This window comes from Dickeya sp. MK7 (genome assembly GCF_000406305.1).
Taxonomy (GTDB): domain Bacteria; phylum Pseudomonadota; class Gammaproteobacteria; order Enterobacterales; family Enterobacteriaceae; genus Dickeya; species Dickeya fangzhongdai.
The window spans coordinates 1,171,239-1,196,820 of record NZ_CM001984.1; the positions used below are offsets into that span (position 1 = coordinate 1,171,239).

22 protein-coding genes and 1 pseudogene are annotated in these 25,582 nt (G+C 53.9%); 10 read left to right on the forward strand and 13 right to left on the reverse strand.

The window, feature by feature from the left end:
• Positions 1 to 28: 28 nt before the first annotated feature.
• From DXXMK7_RS05290 to DXXMK7_RS05340, 11 genes are all read right to left on the reverse strand, one after another.
• A complete protein-coding gene (locus DXXMK7_RS05290) occupies positions 29 to 1,393 on the reverse strand; it encodes an MFS transporter (RefSeq protein ID WP_038918178.1) in 1,365 nt (454 codons plus the stop codon).
• A 361-nt stretch (positions 1,394 to 1,754) separates the two neighbouring features.
• Positions 1,755 to 2,387: an MBL fold metallo-hydrolase gene (locus DXXMK7_RS05295; protein ID WP_038918179.1), complete on the reverse strand. Its 633-nt coding sequence runs from the start codon at positions 2,385 to 2,387 to the stop codon at positions 1,755 to 1,757.
• 233 nt (positions 2,388 to 2,620) lie between these two features.
• The gene (locus DXXMK7_RS05300; RefSeq protein ID WP_310795526.1) at positions 2,621 to 3,634 is read right to left on the reverse strand and encodes an SDR family oxidoreductase; all 1,014 of its coding nucleotides are present in this window, start codon (positions 3,632 to 3,634) and stop codon (positions 2,621 to 2,623) included.
• Between the two features lie 161 nt (positions 3,635 to 3,795).
• Positions 3,796 to 4,707: an AraC family transcriptional regulator gene (locus DXXMK7_RS05305; RefSeq protein ID WP_038918181.1), complete on the reverse strand. Its 912-nt coding sequence runs from the start codon at positions 4,705 to 4,707 to the stop codon at positions 3,796 to 3,798.
• A 279-nt stretch (positions 4,708 to 4,986) separates the two neighbouring features.
• Positions 4,987 to 5,877 carry a heme o synthase gene (gene cyoE, locus DXXMK7_RS05310; protein ID WP_038920841.1) on the reverse strand — a complete coding sequence of 297 codons (891 nt, stop codon included), beginning with the start codon at positions 5,875 to 5,877 and terminating at the stop codon, positions 4,987 to 4,989.
• A 16-nt stretch (positions 5,878 to 5,893) separates the two neighbouring features.
• Positions 5,894 to 6,226, reverse strand: a complete 333-nt coding sequence (locus DXXMK7_RS05315; protein WP_022632553.1) for a cytochrome o ubiquinol oxidase subunit IV — start codon at positions 6,224 to 6,226, stop codon at positions 5,894 to 5,896.
• Entirely contained in the window at positions 6,226 to 6,840 is a 615-nt protein-coding gene (locus tag DXXMK7_RS05320; protein WP_038918182.1) for a cytochrome o ubiquinol oxidase subunit III, read from the reverse strand. The genes DXXMK7_RS05315 and DXXMK7_RS05320 overlap by 1 nt, the downstream gene beginning before the upstream one ends.
• Positions 6,830 to 8,821: a cytochrome o ubiquinol oxidase subunit I gene (gene cyoB, locus DXXMK7_RS05325; RefSeq protein ID WP_038918183.1), complete on the reverse strand. Its 1,992-nt coding sequence runs from the start codon at positions 8,819 to 8,821 to the stop codon at positions 6,830 to 6,832. Before cyoB ends, DXXMK7_RS05320 begins: the two co-directional genes overlap by 11 nt.
• Before the next feature lie 20 nt (positions 8,822 to 8,841).
• Positions 8,842 to 9,792 (reverse strand): cytochrome o ubiquinol oxidase subunit II, encoded by a 951-nt coding sequence (cyoA, locus tag DXXMK7_RS05330; RefSeq protein ID WP_038661247.1) that lies wholly within the window; start codon positions 9,790 to 9,792, stop codon positions 8,842 to 8,844.
• Between the two features lie 432 nt (positions 9,793 to 10,224).
• On the reverse strand, positions 10,225 to 11,694 hold the full coding sequence (gene ampG, locus DXXMK7_RS05335) for a muropeptide MFS transporter AmpG (protein ID WP_038918184.1): 1,470 nt from the start codon (positions 11,692 to 11,694) through the stop codon (positions 10,225 to 10,227).
• A 56-nt stretch (positions 11,695 to 11,750) separates the two neighbouring features.
• On the reverse strand, positions 11,751 to 12,314 hold the full coding sequence (locus DXXMK7_RS05340; RefSeq protein WP_071605172.1) for a lipoprotein: 564 nt from the start codon (positions 12,312 to 12,314) through the stop codon (positions 11,751 to 11,753).
• Positions 12,315 to 12,656: 342 nt separating this feature from the next.
• On the opposite strand from DXXMK7_RS05340, the gene bolA reads away from it, so the two are divergent.
• From bolA to DXXMK7_RS05375, 8 genes are all read left to right on the forward strand, one after another.
• Positions 12,657 to 12,971 carry a transcriptional regulator BolA gene (gene bolA / locus DXXMK7_RS05345; RefSeq protein WP_038918187.1) on the forward strand — a complete coding sequence of 105 codons (315 nt, stop codon included), beginning with the start codon at positions 12,657 to 12,659 and terminating at the stop codon, positions 12,969 to 12,971.
• 312 nt (positions 12,972 to 13,283) lie between these two features.
• A complete protein-coding gene (gene tig / locus DXXMK7_RS05350) occupies positions 13,284 to 14,588 on the forward strand; it encodes a trigger factor (protein WP_038918188.1) in 1,305 nt (434 codons plus the stop codon).
• A gap of 403 nt (positions 14,589 to 14,991) precedes the next feature.
• Positions 14,992 to 15,615, forward strand: a complete 624-nt coding sequence (gene clpP, locus DXXMK7_RS05355) for an ATP-dependent Clp endopeptidase proteolytic subunit ClpP (RefSeq protein WP_038918189.1) — start codon at positions 14,992 to 14,994, stop codon at positions 15,613 to 15,615.
• Between the two features lie 127 nt (positions 15,616 to 15,742).
• Positions 15,743 to 17,017 carry an ATP-dependent protease ATP-binding subunit ClpX gene (gene clpX / locus DXXMK7_RS05360; RefSeq protein ID WP_038661234.1) on the forward strand — a complete coding sequence of 425 codons (1,275 nt, stop codon included), beginning with the start codon at positions 15,743 to 15,745 and terminating at the stop codon, positions 17,015 to 17,017.
• 186 nt (positions 17,018 to 17,203) lie between these two features.
• Positions 17,204 to 19,567 carry an endopeptidase La gene (lon, locus tag DXXMK7_RS05365; protein ID WP_038918190.1) on the forward strand — a complete coding sequence of 788 codons (2,364 nt, stop codon included), beginning with the start codon at positions 17,204 to 17,206 and terminating at the stop codon, positions 19,565 to 19,567.
• Between the two features lie 194 nt (positions 19,568 to 19,761).
• Positions 19,762 to 20,034 (forward strand): nucleoid-associated protein HU-beta, encoded by a 273-nt coding sequence (gene hupB / locus DXXMK7_RS21670; protein ID WP_012770737.1) that lies wholly within the window; start codon positions 19,762 to 19,764, stop codon positions 20,032 to 20,034.
• Positions 20,035 to 20,289: 255 nt separating this feature from the next.
• Complete coding sequence (ppiD, locus tag DXXMK7_RS05370; RefSeq protein ID WP_038918191.1) at positions 20,290 to 22,170, forward strand: peptidylprolyl isomerase; 1,881 nt, start codon at positions 20,290 to 20,292, stop codon at positions 22,168 to 22,170.
• A 138-nt stretch (positions 22,171 to 22,308) separates the two neighbouring features.
• Complete coding sequence (locus DXXMK7_RS05375; RefSeq protein WP_038918192.1) at positions 22,309 to 22,683, forward strand: helix-hairpin-helix domain-containing protein; 375 nt, start codon at positions 22,309 to 22,311, stop codon at positions 22,681 to 22,683.
• A gap of 112 nt (positions 22,684 to 22,795) precedes the next feature.
• On the opposite strand, the gene queC is transcribed toward DXXMK7_RS05375, so the two are convergent.
• Positions 22,796 to 23,491: a 7-cyano-7-deazaguanine synthase QueC gene (gene queC / locus DXXMK7_RS05380; RefSeq protein WP_022632566.1), complete on the reverse strand. Its 696-nt coding sequence runs from the start codon at positions 23,489 to 23,491 to the stop codon at positions 22,796 to 22,798.
• Between the two features lie 126 nt (positions 23,492 to 23,617).
• The gene (locus DXXMK7_RS05385) at positions 23,618 to 24,670 is read right to left on the reverse strand and encodes a PLP-dependent cysteine synthase family protein (protein ID WP_038661218.1); all 1,053 of its coding nucleotides are present in this window, start codon (positions 24,668 to 24,670) and stop codon (positions 23,618 to 23,620) included.
• Positions 24,671 to 24,847: 177 nt separating this feature from the next.
• Between DXXMK7_RS05385 and DXXMK7_RS05390 the strand changes: the two genes are divergently transcribed.
• Together DXXMK7_RS05390 and DXXMK7_RS22525 are read left to right on the forward strand one after the other, a co-directional pair.
• Positions 24,848 to 25,309 carry an Lrp/AsnC family transcriptional regulator gene (locus DXXMK7_RS05390; RefSeq protein ID WP_013316862.1) on the forward strand — a complete coding sequence of 154 codons (462 nt, stop codon included), beginning with the start codon at positions 24,848 to 24,850 and terminating at the stop codon, positions 25,307 to 25,309.
• A gap of 77 nt (positions 25,310 to 25,386) precedes the next feature.
• Positions 25,387 to 25,582: pseudogene (locus DXXMK7_RS22525) on the forward strand (multidrug ABC transporter permease/ATP-binding protein); the annotation flags it as partial.

Genomic DNA, 25,582 nt, shown 5'->3' on the forward strand with positions numbered 1-25,582 from the left:
TTGCCCGGCGTGGGCAAGCCATCGAGCCTTATTGACTGACCAACTGCTCCAACTGCTGCCGGCTGGTCTTTTTGCGATCGATTTTCACGTAGGCGCTGAGTTCATCCGGCACAATCACCACATCCGCCACACCCGGATGCTGCTGCAGTTTATCGGACAGCGCATTGTCCCGCAGCGCTTCATCCGGCAGGGCAATGCGCAGGCTACTCAGATAAGGCGGCTCCTGCATGGTGAAGCTGACCAGCAACCAGGCCAGCCCCAGCAGCGCGCCGGCGCTGAACACCAGCGATGCGCCATGCAGGTCATACAGCGCGCCGCCGAGGCTGCCGCCAATCGCCACCCCGATAAACTGGGTGGTGGAATAAACCCCCATCGCGGTGCCTTTGTAACCGGCAGGCGACTCCTTGCTGATCAGTGACGGCAACAGCGCTTCCATAACGTTGAACCCCAGGAAGAACAGCTGAATGCCGATAAGTATCTGCCACAATGCATGGCTGCCCGCCTGCAGCAATACCAGCTCTGCCGCAATCAGAATCATGACGCAGGCAATAAAGACCTGCTTCATCCGCCGTTTGACCTCGGCATAGATGACGAACGGCACGACGGCGGCGAACGACGCCAGCATCGTCACCAGATAGACCTTCCAGTGATGCTGCGGCGCCAGACCTGCCTGCTCCATTACCCGCGGTAATGCCACAAAGCTCGACATCAGTAGAATGTGCAGGCACATGATGCCGAAGTTGAGTTTCAGCAGCCGGCTGTTGGCCAGCACTTTGCTGACGCCGTCGCGTACGATAGCGGACTCGCGATTCAACACATGGGATGACGACGAGGGGATGATTGCCAGGGTAATAACGATAGCCAGCAGCGCCAGCAACGCGATCCCCCAGAACAGCGCATTCAGACCCAACGCGTGGGTGACGATCGGGCCGACCACCATGGCGATGGCAAAGGTAACGCCGAAGCTGACGCCGATGAACGCCATCGCTTTAGTACGGTTTTGTTCGCGGGTTAAATCCGACAGCAGCGCCATGACCGCAGCGGAAATCGCGCCGGAGCCTTGCAGCGCGCGACCCAGAATAATGCCCCAGATAGAATCGCTAAGCGCGGCGATGACGCTGCCCAGCACAAATATCAGCAGGCCGCCGACAATCAGCGGTTTACGTCCGATGCGGTCGGACATCAGCCCGAATGGGATTTGGAAGATCGCCTGCATCAGGCCATAAATGCCGATCGCTACGCCAATCAGTGATTCGCTGGCGCCCTGCAGGGCCATTCCGTAAGTGGTCAGCACCGGAAGCACCATGAACATGCCCAGCATGCGAAGTGAAAAGACCAGACCCAGTCCCCATGTCGCCCTCTGCTCAACAGGGGTCATGCGATTATCGTTCATTGCTACCTCTGACATTTCGTTAGCGCTATTTTAGTGTCCGGGCCCAAAAGCGTAAACGACAGGTTTGTTTCTGTATTTGGCAAAACAGGGGAGGGAGGATAAAAAATGTCCGCCGCCAGGTTCATTACGCGGTCGGTAGTGGCGATAAATATAAAATAAGGCAATGAATCAGCGAGGGTTTTAACCTTTGTACGGCGCCAGCGTTTTATGGGCCGGGAGCCACAGTGGCGCATCGCGGCGGCAGTCAGAAGGGCACGGGTTAGTTCACGCTAGCTCACTTCTTGCCCTCCATCATGTGACGTGCGCCTTCTCCTGCCGCCAAAAGCGAAAGTGTGAGATCCGGACGCTCTGCTGAGAAACGTTAGGACAGCGCGCGAAGGACATTGTCGATATCAGATCGCCATTCCTCTGCGAAGACCGCTTTGAACGGAACGGTGCCAACCGAGGCGCTTGAAATAACTACCGTGGGTTCGAGGTCGCGCAGAAGCATAAGGCTGCTCTTGAGGTCCGATTTCGAGCCGCCTTCATACCAATTGGTGCGGGTTTCCCACATCCCGTGGTTCATATAGATAGTGTCTCCGGTAAAGAGATATGTTTGCCCATAAACTGAATGAACCAGAAAACACACGCTGCCTTTGGTATGACCGGGGGTTGGTATCACCTCAATGTTGCCCTGAAGGGTCTCCCGGCTATCGAACAGGTAATCGACCGGCGTTACCTTTCTGGCGTCCGCTTCCTCTAGTCGGTGGCAACAGAGTTTCGAGCCAAAAAGCGTTTTTATCTCGGCGAGTGCGCCGCCTACTTCATCCCGGTGGCTCAAAAACTGATAGGCTACCCCGCCCAGAGCTTGAATGTGTCGATACTCCTGCCGCGAGCCAGAGTTGTAAAAGAGGATGTTGCCGGTGTCTTGTACCAGCAGATAGGCGTGGGAGTTTACGCCCGAGAATGGGTGCTCCACACGGGTCTGCCAGAGATCGGGATAAATCTGTTTCATGCATGCCTCCTTTGTTGCCAGGCCGACGTGCGATGGAGGTCGGCCGCCTTCGCTGTTCTACGCATTTCGCTCCATCGCCAGTCGCTGCAACATGTGCTCGTTGGTGAACGATTATTCATAAGTGAGCTGCGCAACTCAGGTTCACCCTGATAGCAAGGAGCAAAGCCGGTTTAGCATTTCTTCTGTCTGTTTAGCAGATTGCATTCCAGGCCGGATTGCCCGCTCAGTCGACGCTAGGTGTGTGCAGATTCAGGTGTCTGGAAATACATCTCTCCTTCGAGATCGGAAAGCAGCGAAGGCATAATCGGGTTCCAGCCGAGTCTTTCCCGCGTCAGGCGGTTTGATGCGTCCAGGTCGAATGAAACAAAATGCGAGAACCATCCGAAGTGCGCTTCTGCTTCGGCTGCGGACTTCGAAATAATGGGTACGCCTAACCCACGACCGATAGCAATAGCGATGTCTCTGAACGGAATGCGTTCCTCGGTGACGGCATGATAGCGAGCGCCCGAGGTACCTCGTTCCAGTGCGAGACGATACAGCATTGCAGCGTCGAGACGATGCACGGCTGGCCAGCAATTTTGACCGTCTCCTATGTAGGCCGAAACCCCTGTTTTGCGCGCAATGTCGATCAGTAAAGGCACGAACGCATGGTCGCCTGCGCCGTGAACGGATGAGGCGAGCCGGACGATCGAGGCATGGACGCCCTTTGCTATGACCGCGTCGACGGCTTCTTCCGTTGCTGCACGCGGATTCGCTGCAGGCCCCATTGCGGGCATTGAGTCTTCGGTGGTTCTTTGGCTCTTGGGAAGAATGCCAATGGCTGATGTAATCACAAGCCGGCGGGTGGAGCCTTCGATAACTGATCCCAGTGCCTCGATCAGGCGGCGGTCAGTTTCGCAGTTGGCCTGAAATTTGGAAAAATCATTGTCAAAGGCGGTATGGATAATGCCATCACAGACCGCAGCTCCGGCGAGAACGCTGTCGAGATCCTCTATGTCGCCGCGATGAGCCGAACCGCCGATAGCCCGTAAATCATCGGCGGACTTGTCTGAGCGGACAAGCCCAAGAACCTGGTATCCATTAGCGATCAATTCGCGGACAACCGCGGAACCGACGAATCCGCTGGCTCCAGTAACAAAAACTCGCATGGTCGAGCCCCCTTTTTCATTTCCCGGTGAAAAAAGCATGGTGAAAAAACGGCTGATGACGGGGTGATTAGGCGCCTCAATCTCAAGCCGTTGGGGCATTCTATTGAACTCGTTTTGTACGATCTATACCGTAAAATCCAAATATCTTTCGCTATCGTCCAGGGTCGGGATGTGACGTTTTTGGGGAAATGCTACTCTGAATTAAGAGCGAGGGATATGACGCCCTTGAGGTTTCATCCGGGGGTAAGGGCTGAGGCAAGTTATGCGCCCGGTCTTACCGAGCGGCTATATCGCCTTGGGGAGTGCCCTATAATTCGCTTGAACGCGGTGCTGAATGCGCTTTCCGATTCATACCCAAGCGAAAAGGCGATGGTGGAAACCGGATCGTCTGAGTTCATTAGTCGATCGCTGGCAAGCAGCATACGCCATTGCGTCAGGTAATTGATTGGAGACGTACCGACGGCTTCTTTAAAACGCTGTGCGAATGAGGAGCGCGACATACCCGTCAGTTCGCCCAGTTCCTGAACCGTCCAGTTCAGGGCGGGTTTTTCATGGATGGCGGCGATTGCCGCACCAACGTTTTTGTCGGCCAGAGCCGACAGCAGCCCGACGTCACGGCAATCCAGATGCAGCCTGAGCGCTTGCACCAGGATCATGTGCGCCAAATGCTGCAAGATGAGGACGCCGCCGGGCTGCGGTACTCGCAGTTCCTGCATCATTCGTTCTACCAGCCACCGTAGTGTTGTTTGATCCGCGGTGCTACGGATGTGAACGATGCGGGGCAAAAGTTTCAACAGCATGTCGGCATGCAGTTCGGAAACGGAGAAGCGGCTACTGACGATAAATACGTCGCCGCCGCCGTTCCAGCTAACTATGCCGCCGCTTTCCGCTCCCGTGAACACCTCCGCCGCCTGCACCGGCTTAACGTCCATTTGGCTGGCAAGGTGAAACGGTTCCCCTCGCGGAAGAACAAAACAGTCGCCGCTTTCGAGTTGAACCGGCTCGCCAACCCCCTCCACCGCTAGCCAGCAGCGCCCCGTGACTATCGCGCCGCTCTTGATCGTTCCCGTTTGGTCAGGGAATTGAATCGCCCAGTCGCCGCCGCCGTCAAATCCGGCAGACATGTAGTTAACTGGCTTCAATAAGGCTAGAACATCGGAAAGAGGATCCATCAGCGCTTGCGGACGATTAGCAAATAAAAGTGATTTTTTATCCTAAAACGTCCGGCACTTTAGCGCCAGGTTTTTCAGCGTTCCCTGATTCGCGCCACACTCAGCGAGGCTTGCTGGGGGAGGAGAGGGCGGGTGTGGTAAGTTTGATTTCAGTCAGGCTGATGACTGGGAAAACCCTCTGTGGCGGGCCTCAGTGTAGACCGGCCAATTCGGTGCCGATCGCTGCATGAAAAAAACAGACGGGCAAGCCCGTCTGTCGGTAAGCGTGTACTGATGATATCAGTGCAGGTAAGTCAGCAGGCTTTCCTGCATCGGCGCCATCGAATCCACCGACATCATGACGCTCAGGGAGGTGATGGCCACGATGGAAAACACGAACAGCTTTCTTGCCCATACGCGATCGTCGTTCGGGCTTTTGTAGCCGGACAACGCCATGCCAAGCCACCAGACGCTGACCGCCGCCGCCACCACCAGGTATTTGTAGCCGGCGTAACCGCCCAGCGACAGCATCAGGGTCGCAATCATAAACGCCAGAATATAAAGCGTAATATGATGCTTCGCCACGGAAATGCCTTTGACGACCGGCAGCACCGGAATATTGGCGGCCTGATAATCCTTAAAGCGGAAAATCGCGATGGCATAGGAGTGCGGCATCTGCCACAGGCTGAAAATCAGCAGCAGAATCAGCGCGCCGGCGTCAAACTGATTGCTGACAGCGCAATAGCCGATTACCGGCGGCGCCGCACCCGACAGGCTGCCAATCAACGTGCCGTAAACCGAATGGCGTTTCATGTACAGGCTGTAAACGCCGACATATACCACAAACCCCATCACCGCCAGCCACATGGCCAGCGGATTTGCCGCGAGGTACAGTAACGCGAAGCCAGCAATACCCAACATCGAAGCGTAAATCAGCGTGTTCTTCAGCGGAATCAGCCCCTTCACCAGAACCCGATTCTTGGTCCTCTCCATTTTTTTGTCGATATCGCGATCGATAACGTTGTTAAAGACGCAACCCGATGCAACGACCAGCGACACCCCGATCAGGGTCGCGACAAACAGCGGATAGTTGATGGTGCCCTTGGCTGCCAGCAAAAATCCGCCGATAACGGAAATCAGGTTGCCAAAAATAATGCCGGGTTTGGTGACCTGCAGGTATTGCTTAATCATCATGTAAAAGGCTCGGTTACTGAATCATCATGTTGTGGTGCGCATTCATCATGATCCACAGGGATCCCACCACCACGATTGCGATAATCAGGGCGGTAAACACAATGGCTACCACATTCCAACGCTCTTCTGATGAGGTATTGAGATGCAGGAAGTACACCAGATGAACCAGAATCTGGATAACGGCGCAGCCCAGCACGGTCAGCAGAATGACGCTGTGGGAAGCCGAACCGTTCATCACCAGACCGAACGGAATAACGGTCAGGATGATGGACAGGACGAAACCAATCAGATAGGACTTCACGCTACCGTGGCTGGCGCCGGCATGATCGTGTGTGGAATGACTCATTACATCGCCCCCATCAGATAAACAACAGTGAAGACACAAATCCATACCACGTCAAGGAAGTGCCAGAACAGGCTCAGACACATCAGACGGGTCTTGTTGGTGCTGGTCAGGCCGTATTTCGTTACCTGGATCATCATGATGGCGATCCAGATCAGACCGGAGGTCACGTGGATACCGTGGGTGCCGACCAGCGCAAAGAACGCGGACAGGAACGCGCTGCGGTCAGGACCGGCGCCTTCTGCGATCAGGTGATGGAATTCGTAGATTTCCATACCGATGAACACCAGCCCGAACAGGAAGGTCAAACCCAGCCAGGCGTTAACCTGGCTCTTGTTGCCTTTGTTCATGGCGATCATCGCCATGCCGTAGGTGATACTACTGAACAGCAGGGCGAAGGTTTCCACCAGCACGAACTTCAGATCGAACAGTTCCTTGCCGGTCGGGCCGCCAGCGGTGCCGTTCACCAGAACGGCGTAGGTCGCGAACAACATCCCGAACAGGATGCAGTCGCTCATCAGGTAGATCCAGAAACCGAAGACTTTATTGCCGCCGGTGTCGTGGTGCCCATGCTCGGCATGGGCTGCATTGTGATGAGTTAACGTATCAGTGGACATTTTTCACGCCTGCTTTGCTGAGTTTATCGAAGTTTTGATTTTCGATTTGTTCGACCTCTTTAACCGGTACGTAGTAATCCACGTCCTGATTAAAGCTGTGCACGATCCAGGTCGCAACCATGCCCACAAAACCGATAATCGCCAGCCACCAGATGTACCAGATCATCGCGAAACCAAATACCAGGCTGAATGCGGAGATGATCACGCCTGCGCCGGTATTCTTCGGCATATGAATTTCTTCATACTGGGCCGGTTTGCGATAAGCATCGCCTTTTTCTTTGATTTCCCAGAATGCATCGCGTTCCTGAACCTGCGGCACAATGGCAAAGTTATAGAACGGAGGCGGAGAAGACGTTGCCCATTCCAGCGTACGCGCATCCCACGGGTCGCCAGTCAGGTCGCGGTTCTGGTCGCGATCGCGGATACTGACGGCAAACTGGATGATCTGGCACAGGACGCCCAGCGCAATCAGGCCGGCGCCGATAGAGGCCACCACCAGCAGCGGGTGGAATTCCGGATTGATCTGCTGGCTCAGACGACGGGTCATCCCCATGAAGCCCAGCACGTACAGCGGCATAAAGGCTACGAAGAAACCGATGATCCAGAACCAGAAGGCGCGTTTGCCCCAGGTTTCATTCAGCTTGAAGCCAAATGCTTTTGGGAACCAGTAGGTGATACCGGCAAAGCAGCCAAACACCACGCCGCCGATGATCACGTTATGGAAGTGAGCGATCAGGAACAGACTGTTGTGCAGTACAAAGTTGGCGCCCGGCACGGCCAGCAGTACCCCGGTCATACCACCGATGGAGAAGGTGATGATGAAGCCGGTGGTCCACAGCATGGCGGAGTGCGGCTGAATACGCCCCTGGTACATGGTGAACAGCCAGTTGAATATTTTAACCCCGGTCGGGATAGAAATAATCATCGTCGCGATACCGAAGAAGGCGTTGACGTTGGCGCCCGACCCCATAGTGAAGAAGTGGTGCAGCCAGACGATAAACGACAGAACGGTAATCGCGATAGTCGCCCATACCAGCGAGGTATAACCGAACAGACGCTTTTTACAGAAGGTTGCCACCACTTCGGAGTAAATACCGAAGACCGGCAGCACCAGGATGTACACTTCCGGATGGCCCCAGGCCCAAATCAGGTTGATGTACATCATCATGTTGCCGCCCATATCATTGGTGAAGAAATGGGTGCCGAGGTAACGGTCCAGCGTCAGCAGAGCGATGGTTACCGTCAGAATCGGGAAAGCGGCAATAATCAGTACGTTGGTGCACAACGCCGTCCAGGTGAACACCGGCATTTTCATCAGCGTCATGCCAGGCGCACGCATTTTCATGATGGTGGCGAAGAAGTTAACGCCAGTCAGCGTGGTACCCACACCGGAAATCTGGAGACTCCAGATCCAGTAGTCTACCCCGACGCCGGGACTGTATTCCTTACCTGACAACGGCGGATAGGCTACCCAACCGGTCTGGGCGAACTCGCCTATCCCCAGAGACAGGTTGATAAGAATCACGCCGACTACAAACAGCCAGAAGCTGAGTGAGTTCAGGAAGGGGAAGGCTACGTCGCGTGCGCCGATCTGCAGCGGAACCGCCAGGTTCATCAGGCCGACCACGAACGGCGTCGCCACGAAGAAGATCATGATCACGCCATGGGCGGTGAAGATCTGGTCATAGTGGTGAGGGTTGAGGAAACCCGCTTCACCGGCGGAGGCCAGCACCTGCTGACCACGCATCATGACGGCATCGGCAAAACCACGCAGCATCATCACCAGACCGACGATGATGTACATGATACCGATTTTCTTGTGGTCTACGGAGGTGAACCACTCGGACCACAGCCATTTCCATTTACCAAAATAGGTAACGGCAGCCAGCAGCGCCAATCCGCCTAAAATGATTGCCGCCACCGTGACCATGATAATCGGCTCATGGTAGGGGATCGCATCAAGAGTTAATTTTCCGAACATCGTTTATCCCTCGACTCCTTTTAATGAGAGGAGTGCTCGCTCATGTTCATGCCCTGGTGATTCTGCATGCCTTCTTCTTTCTTAGGCTCGCCTTCGGCACCGTGCTGCATGTTCATGTTGTTGCCAATGAATTTGGTAATGATCTGGCTGAACAGCTCAGGTTGGACCTGAGAGTAGTACTCCACCGGGTGGTACTCGGTCGGTTGCGCCAGTTTGTTAAAGTCATTCATCGTGCTCAGCGTCTTGGATGACTTGCGTACATTCTCAACCCATTGGTCAAACGCTTGCTGATCCGGGGTCGCGATGGCGGTGAATTTCATGCCGGAGAACCCTTTGCCGCTGTAACCGCCGGAAATGCCGTCGTACTTGCCCGGCTCGTTGGCGATCAGGTGCAGCTTGGTCTGCATCCCGGCCATGGCATAGATCTGACCACCAAGACGCGGAATAAAGAAGGAGTTCATCACCGTATCGGACGTAATCTTGAAATTGACCGGAACATTGGTCGGGAATGCCAGTTCATTGACCGTGGCGATGCCAAGGTCCGGGTAGATGAACAGCCATTTCCAGTCCAGCGACACCACTTCAACATTGATGGGTTTGACATTGGAATCCAGAGGCTTGTAGGGATCAAGCGAATGGGTGGTTTTCCAGGTGATCGTCCCAAGGATGATGATAATGATGATGGGAACCGTCCAGACAACGGCTTCGATTTTGTTGGAGTGCGACCAGTTTGGCGTGTACTTCGCTTTTTCGTTGGAAGCTCTGAACTTCCAGGCGAAGGCAATCGTCATAATGATCACCGGGATAACAACGATCAGCATCAAACCGAGTGCTGTCAGTATCAACGAACGTTGCTCTAACCCGACTTGTCCTTTGGGGTTCATCAATGCCATATCACAACCACTGAGAAGCAGTGTGGTTGCGATTAAAGACAACATCCCAAAAATTTTATTGTATTTCCTGAGTCTCATCTAGCGACCTCAATTACAAGGGCTCTATTGTCATTTCACGCGAGCGGGCATTTTACGGGAAGGTTACCGCACTGTAAACATGATTAAAGAGATGTCAGCCTGCTGTTTACAGTTTTTGCCTGACCTGTCACATCTGAGATACATTTCTCAAAATTACTTTTAAAAACAGTGGGTAAACCGACTACAGAAAAAGTATGTATCGCTTTTCAGGAATTACAACTATTTCTGAATACTATTTCGCTCTAGTGTTAATATTTCGTTTCTATAAGGTTGCGTTAAATAACGTGCTCAGGCGGAATTATTAAGAATAATGAAATAAATGTTTCTACTCGCTGATGCCTGAGAAGAAAAATAATTTAATAAAGTGATAATAGATAATGACGGCGCGCTTTTTAGCGATAGCCTGCATTTATTGATTTACAACCGCCCGATTTACAGGCGGTGTGACGACAGATAATCCAGCATGCCGCCAAGTAGCATCGCCAGTACCGCCAGTATAGCGCCGGCGGTCATCAGCATGTTTTCCGCGCCGGTGTTTCCTAACCAGCCCAGACCCATCATTCCCCAGACAAGCAGACCGCCGGCAAACAGTACGCAGCCGATAAAAAACAGGCGGGAAGCCAGCGTATAAAGGTGTGGATAGGCGCTACGACGAGCGAAAGCGCCTCCCGATTGCGCCTGTTCCAGCGATGGGCGGCAAATTTTCAACAGGAACAGCCCCGGAATGGCGATGATGATCGAAAACAGGTAAAACCATGCCCAGCCGTACAGTTCGACAAACCAGCCGGCAATCGGGCCGACGTAAACCCGCCCGACTGCCGACAGAGCGGACAGCAGAGCGAACTGGGTTGCGGAAAACGATTTGTTACAAAGCATCATCAATAACGCCACAAAGGCCGCGGTTCCCATGCCGCCGCACAGGTTTTCCAGAAACACCGCCGATGCCATGGTGAATAACTGCTTGTCCGTGACAGCCAACAGCCAGTAACCGGCATTCGACACGGCCTGCAGCAGGCCGAACAACATCAATGACCGGAACAGCGTCCAGCGTTGCATCAGCACTCCGCCGTACAGCGCGCCGATAATCGTGGCGAACAGGCCCAGCGTCTTGTTGACCAACCCCACTTCGCCTGGATTGAAACCGACCCCCCGGATCAGAAAGGTAGTGCTGAGGCTGACGGCAAACGCATCCCCCAGCTTATACAGCACAATCAGCATCAGAATCAGCCAGGCGTTATTGCGGCTGAAAAAATCTTTCAGCGGTGCGAAGACCGCTTGTTCAAGAGAGCGCGGAGCGGGTTCGCTGACGGCGGGCTCCGGCGACAGCCAGGTCGCCAGCGTGCACAGCAACAAAAGACCCGCCATCAGCCAGTAGGTGGCGTGCCAGCCGAGAAAGCGATCGGCAATCCACAACGCCAGGCCGCCGGAAACCAGCATAGCCAGCCGATAGCCTAGAACGGAAATGGCCGCGCCGCTGCCGCGTTCCTCCGGCGGCAACAAATCGGTTTTGTACGCATCAAACACGATGTCCTGCGATGCGGAACAGAACGCGATGATGACGGCCAGCATCGCCAGCCACCATAAATGATGCGAGGGATTCAGCGTACCGATAAAGACGATCGCCGCTACCAGCGACAGCTGCGTCACCAGCAGCCAGCCGCGGCGGCGCCCCATAAACGGCGGCGTATAGCGGTCCATCAGCGGCGACCACAGGAACTTGAAGACATAGGCTTGCCCCACCAGCGAGAAGAAGCCGATGGTTTTCAGATCCACATTTTCTACCGTCATCCACGCCTGCAACGTGCCGGAAGTCAGTGCCAGCGGTAAACCCGAGGCAAAACCCAAAATCAGAAGAATGACACTGTTGCGTTCACGGAAAAGCGAAAAAAGACGGCTGAGCATGCGAGGTCCTTTTCCCTTGCCCTGACAGGGCAAGGGAGGTGAGGCGGAATAAACTGTTACCGGGAGTTGGTTTTGATGAAGGTACTGATGCTGGTGTCCTGAGCCATATCGCTAATGACATCACTCAACACCTGATTGACCGACTCGGTAATCTTGCTGTTAGTGGCGGTAAGCGCGCCCTGTACATTATAGCTGGCGCGGTAGTTCTTAATCTGCTTATTGCCGTTGGCGGCCTGCGCAATAATGGAGATATCCGCGCGGGTGGTGATGTTGTAACGCAGATTGCCTTCGGCGACATCAGCATACAGGGTATTAACCACCACCTGCAGCGCCACCGGGCCGCCGGTGCCGATCATATAACCGCGGGTCGACATCTGTTTTTCCAGCACTTCCTGCAGCAGGAAACGCAAATCGCGCGACGGCGTCAGGGTCACCAACTGGCCGTCACGGTTGACCCGCGCCAGCGACTGATCGGCACGCTGGTCGGCGCCGTTAATGCTGATGGTGACACCCATCAGGGTAGGATCCTGCGACGGCAGGGCGATTTTCGGGGTGACATCCAGCGTGTTGCTCTTGCTGGCGCATCCTGCCAGCACGAGTGCGGCGAACAACGGGAAAATGAATTTTTTAACATGCGTGTCTTCTCGTCATGAAACGGTGGTTGGCTGATAAACATAGTCCGGTATCATATCATCGTCTTGGACAAGAGAAAGAGCAGAAAGTGGTCAGTATCCTGCTGAGCTGCATTCCTTTTTTCCAGCGTGCTATGCGTGAATGACGTCTGGAAGCGGAGAATGGCATGTCGGGTTGATGAATCCGACTGTCGCCGCGTATCCAGATGGTCAATATATTCCCATTAATAATCAAAAAATGACTAAATTTGAAGTGGATAAGCGAGCAGTCAGTGATAAAAGGCCGTGTTATCGACGCAATTTTCACTGACGCCTGAAAAAGGTAACCCTATGATTCGTGAAACGATAGAAGCCAAGTTGCGTTCGGAGTTTGAACCACAACACATTGAAGTTATTGACGAAAGTTATCGTCATAACGTGCCTGCCGGCTCTGAAAGTCATTTCAAGGTGGTGCTGGTCAGCGAATGCTTTACCGGCGAGCGTGTGATTGGCCGCCATCGCGCGATCTACCGCGTATTGGCTGATGAACTGGCGGGAGCGGTGCATGCGCTGGCGCTGCATACCTACACGCCGAAAGAGTGGCTGGACCTGCAGATGGCGGTGCCTTCGTCTCCGCCCTGTGGCGGCGCGGGATTGCAGCGTTGAGTGACCTGAACTGCCCGGCGACGAACCGCCGGCAACGCCGGTTGATCCATTTACAGGCGGTTTGCAGATAAAAAGTGTGAAAGCCCTCCGCCAATAGTCTGGTTACTCTCCTCGACTCGGTCTATCGATGCCGCTATAATGCCGCGTCTTATTTTCCGGAATGTATTCGGGACGCTTCTGACTATAGGGAACTGGTCCGGTAAAGTGGCCGTCCTGGTTCTGTGAGACTGTGATCAGCAAGGTCGCCCCAGGGCGCTTTATGAAAACGGCCTCTGAGGTTGACCGAGCACTGTGATTTTTTGAGGTAACAAGATGCAAGTTTCAGTTGAAACCACTCAAGGCCTTGGGCGCCGCGTAACGATTACCGTTGCTGCTGACAGCATTGAGAATGCCGTTAAGAGCGAACTGGTCAATGTGGCTAAAAAAGTTCGTATCGATGGTTTCCGCAAAGGCAAAGTGCCGGCGAAAATTGTTGAGCAGCGCTACGGCGCATCCGTCCGTCAGGACGTGCTGGGCGATCTGATGCAGCGTCACTTCGTTGATGCCATCATCAAAGAAAAAATCAATCCGGCTGGCGCGCCGAACTATGTTCCGGGCGAGTACCAGATCGGTGGTGATTTTACCTACTCCGTAGAGTTCGAAGTTTATCCGGAAGTCGAGCTGAAAGATCTGGACACCATCGAGGTTGAAAAACCGCTGGTGGACGTTTCCGAATCCGACGTCGACGGCATGCTGGATACCCTGCGCAAACAGCAGGCAACCTGGAAAGAAACCGATCGCGCCGCGACTGCTGAAGATCGCGTAACCATCGATTTCACCGGTTCTGTCGGCGGTGAAGAATTCGAAGGCGGCAAAGCCTCCGATTTCGTTCTGGCTATGGGCCAGGGCCGTATGATCCCGGGCTTTGAAGACGGTATCGTTGGTCACAAAGCGGGCGATGAGTTCACCATCGAGGTGAAATTCCCGGAAGACTACCACGCTGAAAACCTGAAAGGTCAGGACGCTAAATTCGCCATCGTGCTGAAGAAAGTGGAAGAGCGTGAACTGCCGGAACTGACTGCCGATTTCATCAAACGCTTTGGCGTTGAAGACGGTTCTCTGGATGGCCTGCGCGCCGAAGTCCGCAAGAACATGGAACGCGAGCTGAAAGGCGCGATCCGCAACCGCGTGAAAACTCAGGTTATCGACGGTCTGGTCAAGGCGAACGACATTGATGTGCCGGCCGCACTGATCGACGGCGAAGTCGATGTGCTGCGTCGTCAGGCTGCTCAGCGTTTCGGCGGCAATGAGAAACAGGCTCTGGAACTGCCGCGCGAACTGTTCGAAGAGCAGGCTAAACGCCGCGTTGTTGTTGGCCTGCTGCTGGGCGAAGTGATCGCTTCCAACGAGCTGAAAGCCGATGAAGACCGCGTCAACGTGCTGATCGACGAAATCGCCTCTGCGTACGAAGATCCGCGTGAAGTGGTTGACTACTACAAGAAAAACAAAGAAATGATGAACAATATGCGTAACGTTGCCCTGGAAGAACAGGCTATCGAAACGCTGTTGTCCAAGGCGAAAGTGGTAGAAAAAGCGGTCAGCTTCAACGAGCTGATGAATCAGACAACCGCTGCCTAATCACGCTTTTTCACCTGAAATCGTTTCTTCAAAAGCCCGCGGTTTATGCTGCGGGCTTTTTCTTCCCTGATGCGACAAACTGAACGGCCTGCCGCCAGCTCCTGCCAAATCTGCACTATGATTAATAGCGATTAATCTATTTATGGCTGATTAATCAAGGCGCAATCAAACCCGCTTTCAGCGCAGGATATCGCTTTAACCAAAATGAATCGCTGGTGTAAGCTTGAAAAAGGATGCATCGGTCCCCAACTGGTTAATACCGCGTAGATTGCATCGTCAGGGAAACTCGCCCGATTCCGGCGACGGAGAGATGGCTAACTGCGTGTCTGAGCATGGTCATCACTTTCCATCTCAAGTAGAATCAGGCGGTATGCGCCAAATGCATTTTATCTAGGAGACGTTAATGTCATACAGTGGCGAACAAGAAAAACTGGCCCCTCACATGGCCTTGGTGCCGATGGTGGTTGAGCAGACTTCGCGTGGGGAGCGTTCTTACGATATCTATTCCCGACTCCTGAAGGAACGCGTGATCTTTTTGACCGGTCAGGTCGAGGATCACATGGCTAACCTGATTGTGGCGCAGATGCTGTTTCTGGAAGCCGAAAACCCTGAAAAAGATATCTATCTGTACATTAACTCTCCAGGGGGCGTGATTACCGCCGGCATGTCGATTTACGACACCATGCAATTTATTAAGCCGGATGTCAGCACCATCTGTATGGGGCAAGCGGCGTCGATGGGCGCTTTCCTGCTGACGGCGGGTACCAAGGGCAAGCGCTTCTGCCTGCCGAATTCCCGGGTGATGATCCACCAGCCGCTGGGCGGATTCCAGGGACAGGCGACGGATATCGAGATTCACGCTAAAGAGATCCTTAAGGTGAAGGCTCGGATGAACGAGTTGATGGCCAAACATACCGGTCAGCCTCTTGAAGCAATAGAAAGGGACACGGAGCGTGACCGTTTCCTCTCTGCCGCCGAGGCAGTAGACTATGGGTTGGTAGATTCTGTACTTACCCATCGTGAATAACGTCAGGGATGCGAAATAGCCAGATGACGCGGGGTGCCGGCCATTATGGTAGTAGGCTGGCGTTTGCTGTGGCGCGATTGCTATGTGGTTGGCCTGCGGGCAAGAGACTAGAGAAGAGGTTTGACTCATGACAGATAAGCGCAAAGACGGTTCAGGAAAACTGCTGTACTGTTCTTTCTGCGGCAAAAGCCAACACGAGGTTCGTAAGCTGATCGCCGGGCCGTCAGTGTATATCTGCGATGAATGTGTTGACTTGTGTAACGACATTATTCGCGAAGAAATTAAAGAAGTAGCGCCACACCGTGAGCGCAGTGCGTTACCGACGCCACACGAAATCCGCCGTCATCTGGACGATTATGTTATCGGTCAGGAACAGGCGAAAAAGGTGCTGGCGGTTGCTGTCTACAACCACTACAAACGTCTGCGTAATGGCGACAGCAATAATGGCGTCGAACTGGGCAAAAGCAACATCCTGCTGATCGGTCCGACCGGTAGCGGGAAAACATTGCTGGCGGAAACGCTGGCTCGTTTCCTGGATGTGCCTTTCACTATGGCTGACGCCACCACATTGACCGAAGCCGGTTATGTGGGCGAGGACGTTGAAAACATTATCCAGAAGCTGCTGCAGAAGTGTGACTACGATGTGCAGAAAGCGCAGCGCGGTATTGTCTACATCGATGAGATCGACAAGATTTCCCGTAAATCCGACAACCCGTCCATCACTCGCGACGTGTCCGGAGAAGGGGTGCAGCAGGCGTTGCTGAAGCTGATTGAAGGCACTATCGCCGCCGTTCCGCCGCAGGGCGGGCGTAAGCACCCGCAGCAGGAGTTTTTGCAGGTGGATACCTCCAAAATCCTGTTTATCTGTGGCGGTGCATTTGCCGGATTGGACAAGGTTATTGAACAGCGTACCGATACCGGTCGCGGCATTGGTTTCAACGCCACGGTGAAGGGCCTGTCCCAGAAGGCGACAGAAGGTGAACTGCTGAGCCAGGTAGAGCCGGGCGATTTGATCAAGTTTGGTCTTATCCCCGAGTTTATCGGGCGTTTGCCGGTGGTAGCGACGCTGAAAGAACTGGATGAGGAAGCGTTGATCCAGATCCTGCGCGAGCCGAAGAATGCGCTGACCAAACAGTATCAGGCGCTTTTCAAACTGGAAGGCGCGGAGCTGGAGTTCCGTGACGAAGCGTTGACCGCCATTGCGAAAAAAGCCATGGCGCGTAAGACCGGCGCTCGTGGTTTGCGCTCCATCGTGGAAGCTGCGCTGCTGGAAACCATGTATGACCTGCCTTCGCTGGAAAACGTGGATAAAGTGGTGATCGACGATTCTGTCATTTCGGGGCAAACCGAGCCGCTGCTGATTTACGGCAAGCCTGAAGCACAGCAGGCATCTGGCGAATAATTAGCCTAAAAAACAACGGTAAACGATAAAATGGGGGGTTTTAGCCCCCCATTTTTTTTACACACGTTCAGTCGTTGAATGTGAGATATTTATCCCCATATACTCGATTACCTATAGGTGAAACCCGTGATGCCCGCGTTCACGGATTCCCTTAACCTGGCGGAAACGAAACTAAGAGAGAGCTCTATGAACCCTGAGCGTTCCGAACGCATAGAAATCCCCGTATTGCCGTTGCGCGATGTGGTGGTTTATCCGCACATGGTCATTCCGTTGTTTGTTGGTCGGGAGAAATCAATTCGGTGCCTTGAAGCGGCTATGGATCACGACAAAAAGATCATGCTGGTGGCACAGAAAGAAGCCTCAACGGATGAGCCTGGTGTTAACGATCTTTTCTCGGTAGGGACGGTCGCCTCTATTCTTCAAATGCTGAAACTGCCTGATGGTACCGTAAAGGTGCTGGTGGAAGGCTTGCAGCGAGCGCGCATCACGACACTCTCTGACAGCGGAGAACATTTTGCGGCCCAGGCGGAATACCTGGAGTCGCCGGCAATTGAAGAGCGTGAGCAGGAAGTGCTCATGCGCACGGCCATCAATCAGTTTGAAGGCTACATCAAACTGAATAAGAAAATTCCCCCTGAAGTATTAACGTCTCTTAATAGTATTGATGATGCGGCGCGTCTTGCCGATACCATCGCCGCGCACATGCCGCTGAAGCTGGCGGACAAACAGTCTGTGCTGGAAATGTCCGACGTGACCGAACGTCTGGAATACCTGATGGCGATGATGGAGTCCGAGATTGACCTGTTGCAGGTGGAGAAACGGATCCGCAGCCGCGTTAAAAAACAGATGGAAAAAAGCCAGCGCGAGTATTACCTGAATGAGCAGATGAAGGCTATTCAGAAAGAGCTGGGAGAAATGGATGACGCGCCTGACGAACAGGAAGCGCTGAAACGCAAGATCGAATCCGCCAGCATGCCGAAAGAGGCGCGTGAAAAAGCTGAAGCCGAGTTGCAGAAGCTGCGTATGATGTCGCCGATGTCGGCTGAGGCGACCGTGGTGCGCAGCTACATCGACTGGATGGTGCAGGTACCGTGGCAGGCGCGCAGCAAGGTGAAGAAAGATCTGCTTAAAGCCCAGGAGATGCTGGACAGCGACCACTATGGTCTGGAACGCGTCAAGGAACGCATCCTCGAATATCTGGCGGTGCAGAGCCGTGTCAGCAAGATCAGAGGGCCGATCCTGTGTCTGGTCGGGCCGCCGGGGGTGGGTAAAACCTCTCTGGGTCAGTCGATCGCCAAAGCCACCGGTCGTAAATATGTACGTATGGCGCTGGGCGGCGTGCGTGATGAAGCGGAAATCCGTGGTCACCGCCGTACCTATATCGGTTCCATGCCGGGCAAGCTGATTCAGAAGATGGCCAAAGTGGGGGTGAAAAACCCGCTGTTCCTGTTGGATGAGATCGATAAGATGTCCTCCGATATGCGCGGCGACCCGGCTTCCGCTTTGCTGGAAGTGCTGGATCCGGAACAGAACGTAGCGTTTAACGATCACTATCTGGAAGTAGATTACGACCTGTCCGACGTGATGTTTGTGGCGACGTCCAACTCCATGAATATTCCAGCGCCGTTGCTGGATCGTATGGAAGTGATTCGTCTGTCCGGTTATACCGAGGACGAAAAACTCAATATCGCCCGCCAGCATTTGCTGCCGAAACAGATTGAGCGCAACGCTCTGAAAAAAGGCGAACTGACGGTCGAAGATAGCGCCATTATCGGCATTATTCGCTACTACACCCGCGAAGCCGGGGTGCGTAGTCTGGAGCGCGAAATCTCTAAACTGTGCCGTAAGGCGGTGAAATCGCTGATGATGGACAAAGCACTCAAGCATATCCAGATCACCGGCGATAACCTGAAGGAATATCTCGGCGTTCAACGTTACGATTACGGCCGTGCGGACGAAGAGAACCGCGTGGGTCAGGTAACGGGCCTTGCCTGGACGGAAGTGGGCGGCGACTTGCTGACCATCGAAACCGCCAGTGTGCCGGGCAAAGGCAAGCTGACCTATACCGGTTCGCTGGGCGAGGTCATGCAGGAGTCGATTCAGGCTGCGCTGACCGTAGTGCGCGCCAGAGCGGAAAAGCTGGGGATCAACTCCGACTTTTATGAAAAGCGCGATATCCATGTGCATGTGCCGGAAGGCGCTACGCCGAAAGACGGTCCGAGCGCCGGTATCGCCATGTGTACCGCACTGGTGTCCTGCCTGACCGGCAACCCGGTGCGCGCCGATGTGGCGATGACCGGTGAAATCACCCTACGCGGGCTGGTACTGCCGATTGGCGGGTTGAAAGAGAAACTGCTGGCCGCGCATCGTGGCGGGATCAAGACCGTGCTGATTCCGGAAGAGAACAAGCGCGATCTGGAAGAGATTCCGCAGAATGTGATTGCCGACCTGGAGATTCACCCGGTCAAACGCATTGAGGAAGTGCTCACTATTGCTTTGCAGAACTCGCCTTATGGCATGGATGTGGTGAAGTCGGTAGCCAAAAAATAGTGACCTATCGCAAAAACCACTGAGAAAATAAAGGCTGGTAAGTAAAATGGTGCTTGCCAGCCTTTTTTCGTGCCGCTAAGTTAGAGCACTGTTGAGCCTGCTGGCTGGTAGTCTGCGGCTTGACTGAATTGATAAAGCTACGTGTTGCGCTGGGCGCTCTGGCGTAATGACAGTATTTCAGAGGGGATGAGAGTGTGAACAAGTCACAATTGATCGACAAAATTGCCGCAGATGCTGATATTTCCAAAGCGGCAGCAGGGCGTGTGTTGGATGCAATTATTGGGTCTGTTACTGAATCTCTGAAAGCAGGGGATGACGTTGCTTTAGTCGGTTTTGGTACGTTCTCCGTGCGTGAGCGCGCAGCACGCACCGGCCGTAACCCGCAAACCGGGAAAGAAATCAGCATTCCGGCCGCTAAAGTGCCGGGTTTCCGTGCTGGAAAAGCACTGAAAGACTCAGTGAATTGATGATTAAGTAGCAAAATCTGAGGTGGGACGGTTTTCCAGTCCAAACAACTACCTGACTCGGCGTACTGGGTAGGGTAAGATATAAGGCGCATCATGGTATGATGTGCCTTTTTTTACAGGTCATTAAGATTACTGTTATCAGGCAAATACTTGAGTGCGCCCTAGCCGAATGCGGCTATAGCAATAGCAGGGAGGCATGGCTACGGCCTGCGCAGGGGAAGTGTTATCCATTCTACAGCGGAGTGTTGTCACATTATGATGGACAATTTACGCGCGGCCGCTAACAACGTCGTGCTGAAAATTATTCTTGCCTTGATTATTGGTTCATTCGTGTTGACCGGCGTGGGGGATTACCTGATACGAGGTTCAGGCGATTACGCGGCCAAGGTGAATGGGCAGGAAATTACCCGGGCTCAGCTAGAGCAGGGCGTACAGAACGAACGCAGTCGTCAGCAAGAGATGCTGGGAGAGAATTTCTCCGCGCTGGCTGCCAACGAAGGGTATATGCAGCAGTTGCGCAGGCAGGTACTGTCACAGCTGATCGACGAAACGCTGGTTGTTCAATATTCCCATAATCTGGGACTGAATATCAGCGACGAACAGGTCAAACAGGCGATTTTCTCCGTGCCTGAGTTCCAGACCAACAACCGTTTCGATAATGATAAATACCTGGCGCAGGTGAGTCAGCTGGGGCTGACGCCGGATGCCTACGCGCAGTTTCTGCGCAAGCAGCTGTTAACCCAGCAATTGATTCGCGGGCTGGGCAATACTGACTTCGTATTGCAGCAGGAGCTCGATAACCTGGTGGCGATGGCGGCGCAGGATCGCACCATTCGCACGGCAACTATCGATCTGAGCGCTCGCGCCAAGAACCAGACCGTTTCTGATGAGGAAGTGAAAAACTTCTACGATCAGAACAAGGGTCGCTATCTGGCGCCTGAACAGTTCAAAGTCAGCTATATCATGCTGGATGCCGCTTCCATCATGGATAAAACCAAGGTGGATAACACCGATATCGCGGCCTACTACGAGCAGCATAAGAGTGAGTTCACCCAGCCGGAACGTAAAAAATACAGCGTCATTCAGTTGAAAACCGAAGCAGACGCCAGAGCCGCGCTGGAGCAACTGAAGAAAGGCGCTGATTTTGCCGCGTTGGCTAAAGAGAAATCTACCGACATCGTTTCCCGTCGCAACGGCGGTGACCTGGGTTGGATGGATAACGGCTCTACGGTAGATGAAATCAAACAGGCCGGTCTGAAAGAGAAAGGCCAGCTGTCTGACGTCATCAAATCCTCGGTCGGCTACCTGATTATTCGTCTGGATGATATTCAGGCGCAGCGCGTCAAGGCGCTGGACGAGGTTCGCGCCGATTTGGCGGAGAAGGTAAAACGCGAGAAAGCGCTGGATGCGTTCTATTCTCTGCAGCAGAAAATCAGCGAAGCCGCCAGCAATGATAATGAATCGTTGGTCTCCGCTGAGAAAGTCGCCAATATCAAAGCGGTTCAGACCGACTGGTTTACGCGTGACAATGTGCCGGCTGCACTGAACTTCCAGCCGGTCACCCAGGCTATTTTCGGTGGTTCGCTAGTCGGCGAGAATGGCACGCCGGGTAATAACTCGGATGTGATCAGCGTTGAAGGCGACCGTGCGTTTGTATTGCGCGTGACCGAACATAAACCGGAGGCGACCCAGTCGCTGGATCAGGTGCGCGATCAGGTGGTTCAGACGCTGAAACGCCAGAAAGCCGAACAACAGGCCAAGGTTGAAGCTGAAAAGATTATGGCTGATCTTTATCAGGGGAAAACCGACAGCATGACGGCTGCTGGCCTGAGCTTTAGCGCAGCGAAAGAGATGTCCTCTACCGGACAGACCGATGCGCTGGCCGAAACGGTGTTTGCGATGCAGCAGCCGAAGAAAGACAAGCCTTCTTACGCGGTGGCTCAGGATCAGGCCGGCAATGTCGTGCTGATCGCGCTGGACGCAGTGAAACCGCATGTCTTGTCGGATGATCAGAAGAAACAGTTCGGCGCCCAGGTGGAACAGAGTTCTGTCGGCGCGCTGTTTGACACCCTGCTGACGAGCCTGCGCAGTCAGGCGAAGATCAAGTACGGTAGCGCTGCACAAGAAGTGCAATAAACCTCGCAGAATTTTGCAAATCACTGCAACATCCAAAGGCCGCTTTCGCGGCCTTTTCCACATTTTTAGTTTGCTGTTTGCCGTGTTTTGAAGGCTCGGGCATTGTGACCGGGCTGTCAAACACAAGGAGGAAGCAGCATGAAAAATTCAGGAATTAAAGCGTTATGTCTGATTGTGGGGATGAGTTTTGCCGGGGTATCAACGTGGCTTCATGCCGCGCCAGCCGTGACGGCGCCGGATAAAACCGGCGTCGCTGCGGTGAAATCCGCTTCGCCGGAGCAGAAGCTTGAAAAGGCGACCACGTCGGCGACAGATGAAGAGGAAGTGAGTATTAACACCGCAACGGCGGAACAACTGGCCGCGGCGCTCAATGGGGTAGGACTGAAAAAGGCGCAGGCGATTGTGTCTTATCGTGAGCAAAATGGGCCGTTTACCCAGATTGAACAGCTGCAGGAAGTGCCGGGAATCGGCAGTGCGCTGATCGAGCGTAACCAATCCCGCTTGCGCCTGTAAGTCGGAGCATCGTCGGGGAAAACTGGCAAAAACGCAATTCCCCGACAGTAGCGAAAACTGAATGTGAAAGATCAGTACCAGACGAGCGTTGGCTTGTCTGGTACCGGTACCTTCATTTCAGACCGGTTTTGTGCTTCAGGGAAGCCATCACGGCCGATGGGTTATGCTGGTATTCCGCCAGCCCTTTTGCCCGCAGGTGGCATGCGGCGCACTGCCCGCACCCCGTTCCTTTAATGCCGTTGTAGCAGGTAAGCGTATGGTTTTTAACGGTATCAAGCTGTTGATAATAGTCCGCCAGCGCCCAGGTTTCTGCCTTGTTGAGCCACATCAGCGGTGTAACAAAGCGAATGTCTCTTGCCAGACCCAACGTTACCGCCTGATTCAACGCCTTGACGAATTCGTCACGGCAGTCGGGGTAGCCGGAAAAGTCGGTTTCGCAGACGCCGGTGATAACGGTATCCGCGCCCACCTGATAGGCGTAAATCGAGGCCAGCGTCAGAAAAAGAATGTTTCGACCGGGAACAAAGGTACTGGGCAATCCGTCGGCATTGGCATCAAATTCGGGGACAGGGATATTGTCACGGGTCAGGCTACTGACCGCCAGTTCGTTGAGCAAGCCGACATTCAGCACCTTGTGCGCTCTGGCTCCCAACGTCTGCGCCAGCTCCGCGGCGACGTCGATTTCAGCGCGGTGGCGTTGCCCGTAATCAAATGTGACGCAATGGACTTCATCATACTGCTGCAGGGCCTGTATCAGGCAGGTGGTGGAATCCTGTCCACCACTGAAAACTACAACTGCGCTTGTCATTCTCGTTCACCCTCATGCGTGGGAGCCGCCAGGCGGCCGCTATCCGTCAACCATATTCTGGCTGCTATGGTACCTGAAATCCCGGCGCAGTTCAGCGTAAGGGGAACGCGGCCTCCCGGGATAGCGTCACGGAATTCGATATCCTTCAGTCAGTTGCTGAAGATAAGGGGTGATATCGCCAATCTGGGCGCGTACCCAATCCTGATTGTAGTAAGTGTCGAGATAGCGCTCGCCGCTGTCGCACAGCAACGTGACGATCGCACCGCGGCGCCCCTCCGCCACCATCTGCCCGGCCAGTTGCAGCATACCCCAGACGTTGGTACCGGTGGACGGGCCGACCTTGCGCCCCAGAATCCGTTCCAGCCAGTAAAGGGTGGCGATACTGGCGGCGTCGGGCACTTTCATCATGTCGTCGATCACGCCGGGGATAAACGACGGCTCGGCGCGCGGGCGGCCGATGCCTTCGATACGGCTGCTGCATTTCCCGGTGAGTGTGCGATCTTGCTGGCGATAGCAGTCGTAGAACACCGAGTTTTCCGGATCCACCACCACCAGTTGCGTATCTAAACCTTTGTAACGGATGTAGCGCCCCAGCGTGGCGGAAGTACCGCCCGTGCCCGCGCTCATCACCAAATAGTCCGGTACCGGGAACGGTTCACGTTCCATTTGCCGGTAGATGCTGTCCGCGATGTTGTTATTGCCGCGCCAGTCGGTAGCGCGTTCGGCGTACGTGAACTGATCCATGTAGTGGCCGTGCAGCTCTTTGGCCAGCGCTTCGGAGGCGGCGTAAATCTGGCCGGATTGTTCAACGAAATGGCAATTCCCGCCATAGAACGTGATTTGTTCGATTTTTCGTCTGGCTGTACAGGCAGGCATCACGGCAATAAACGGCAGTCCCAGCAAGCGGGCGAAATAGGCTTCCGACACGGCGGTACTGCCGGACGAGGCCTCAATAATCGGCGTGCCCTCGTTAATCCAGCCGTTGCACAGACCGTACAGAAACAGGGAGCGGGCAAGGCGGTGTTTCAGACTGCCGCTCGGATGCGTGCTCTCATCCTTGAGGTAAAAGTAGATGCCGGGGTAGTCCGGCAAGGTCAGGCGAATCAGGTGAGTGTCTGCCGAACGTTGAAAATCGGCCTCAATCGCGCTGACGGCGTCGCGTACCCAGGTGCTGGTCATGTGATGTTGTCCTGCTGAATAAGAATTATGTTTTCAAAGTCTGTTTCGCCATCCGACGCAACGCGTACGCACAATGGCGAGGATAGGATTTAGCGTATCGTTTTTTGCAGAAAAAAAGATTGCCTTTTTGTTTTTAAAAAGGGCTAATGAGAGAAAACTTTTCTCTTTTATGTCGATATGCTGGATAAAACCGATCGTATGCTGCTGTCATTGCTACAGCAGGATTGTACTCTGTCGTTGCAGGCGCTGGCCGAGGCGGTGAACCTGACGTCCACTCCTTGCTGGAAACGGCTAAAACGACTGGAAGATGACGGGTACATCAAGTCCCGCGTCGCTTTGCTGGATAATGAAAAGCTGGGGCTGGGGCTGACGGCATTTGTGTTGTTGAAAACCCAGCAGCACAATAGCGCCTGGTACCAGGAGTTTTCCCATTTTGTCTCCGATATGCCGGAGGTGCTGGCGTTTTACCGTATGGCGGGAGAATACGATTATCTGATGCAGGTTCAGGTGGCGGATATGAAAAGCTATGACGCTTTTTACAAACGGCTGGTTAATGGCATTCCGGGGTTGGTTGATGTCACATCCAGTTTCGCTATGGAGTGCATGAAACAGACAACGGCTTTGCCCCTGCAGGTATAAAATTTATTCGCCATACACTTTATGTATAATAATCTGTTCCCTGCATCATAATTCTGTAGCTAATGGACTGAAATCGCGTGAGACTTTTTGTTCAACTAGGATGGTATTTCCGCCGTGAATGGAAGCGCTATCTGGGGGCGGTAATCCTATTGATTGTGATTGCTATCCTGCAATTGCTGCCGCCCAGACTGGTTGGCATCATTGTCGACGGCGTAACGCAGCGTCAAATGGCCACGACCACGGTACTGTGGTGGATTGGCGGGATTCTTCTGG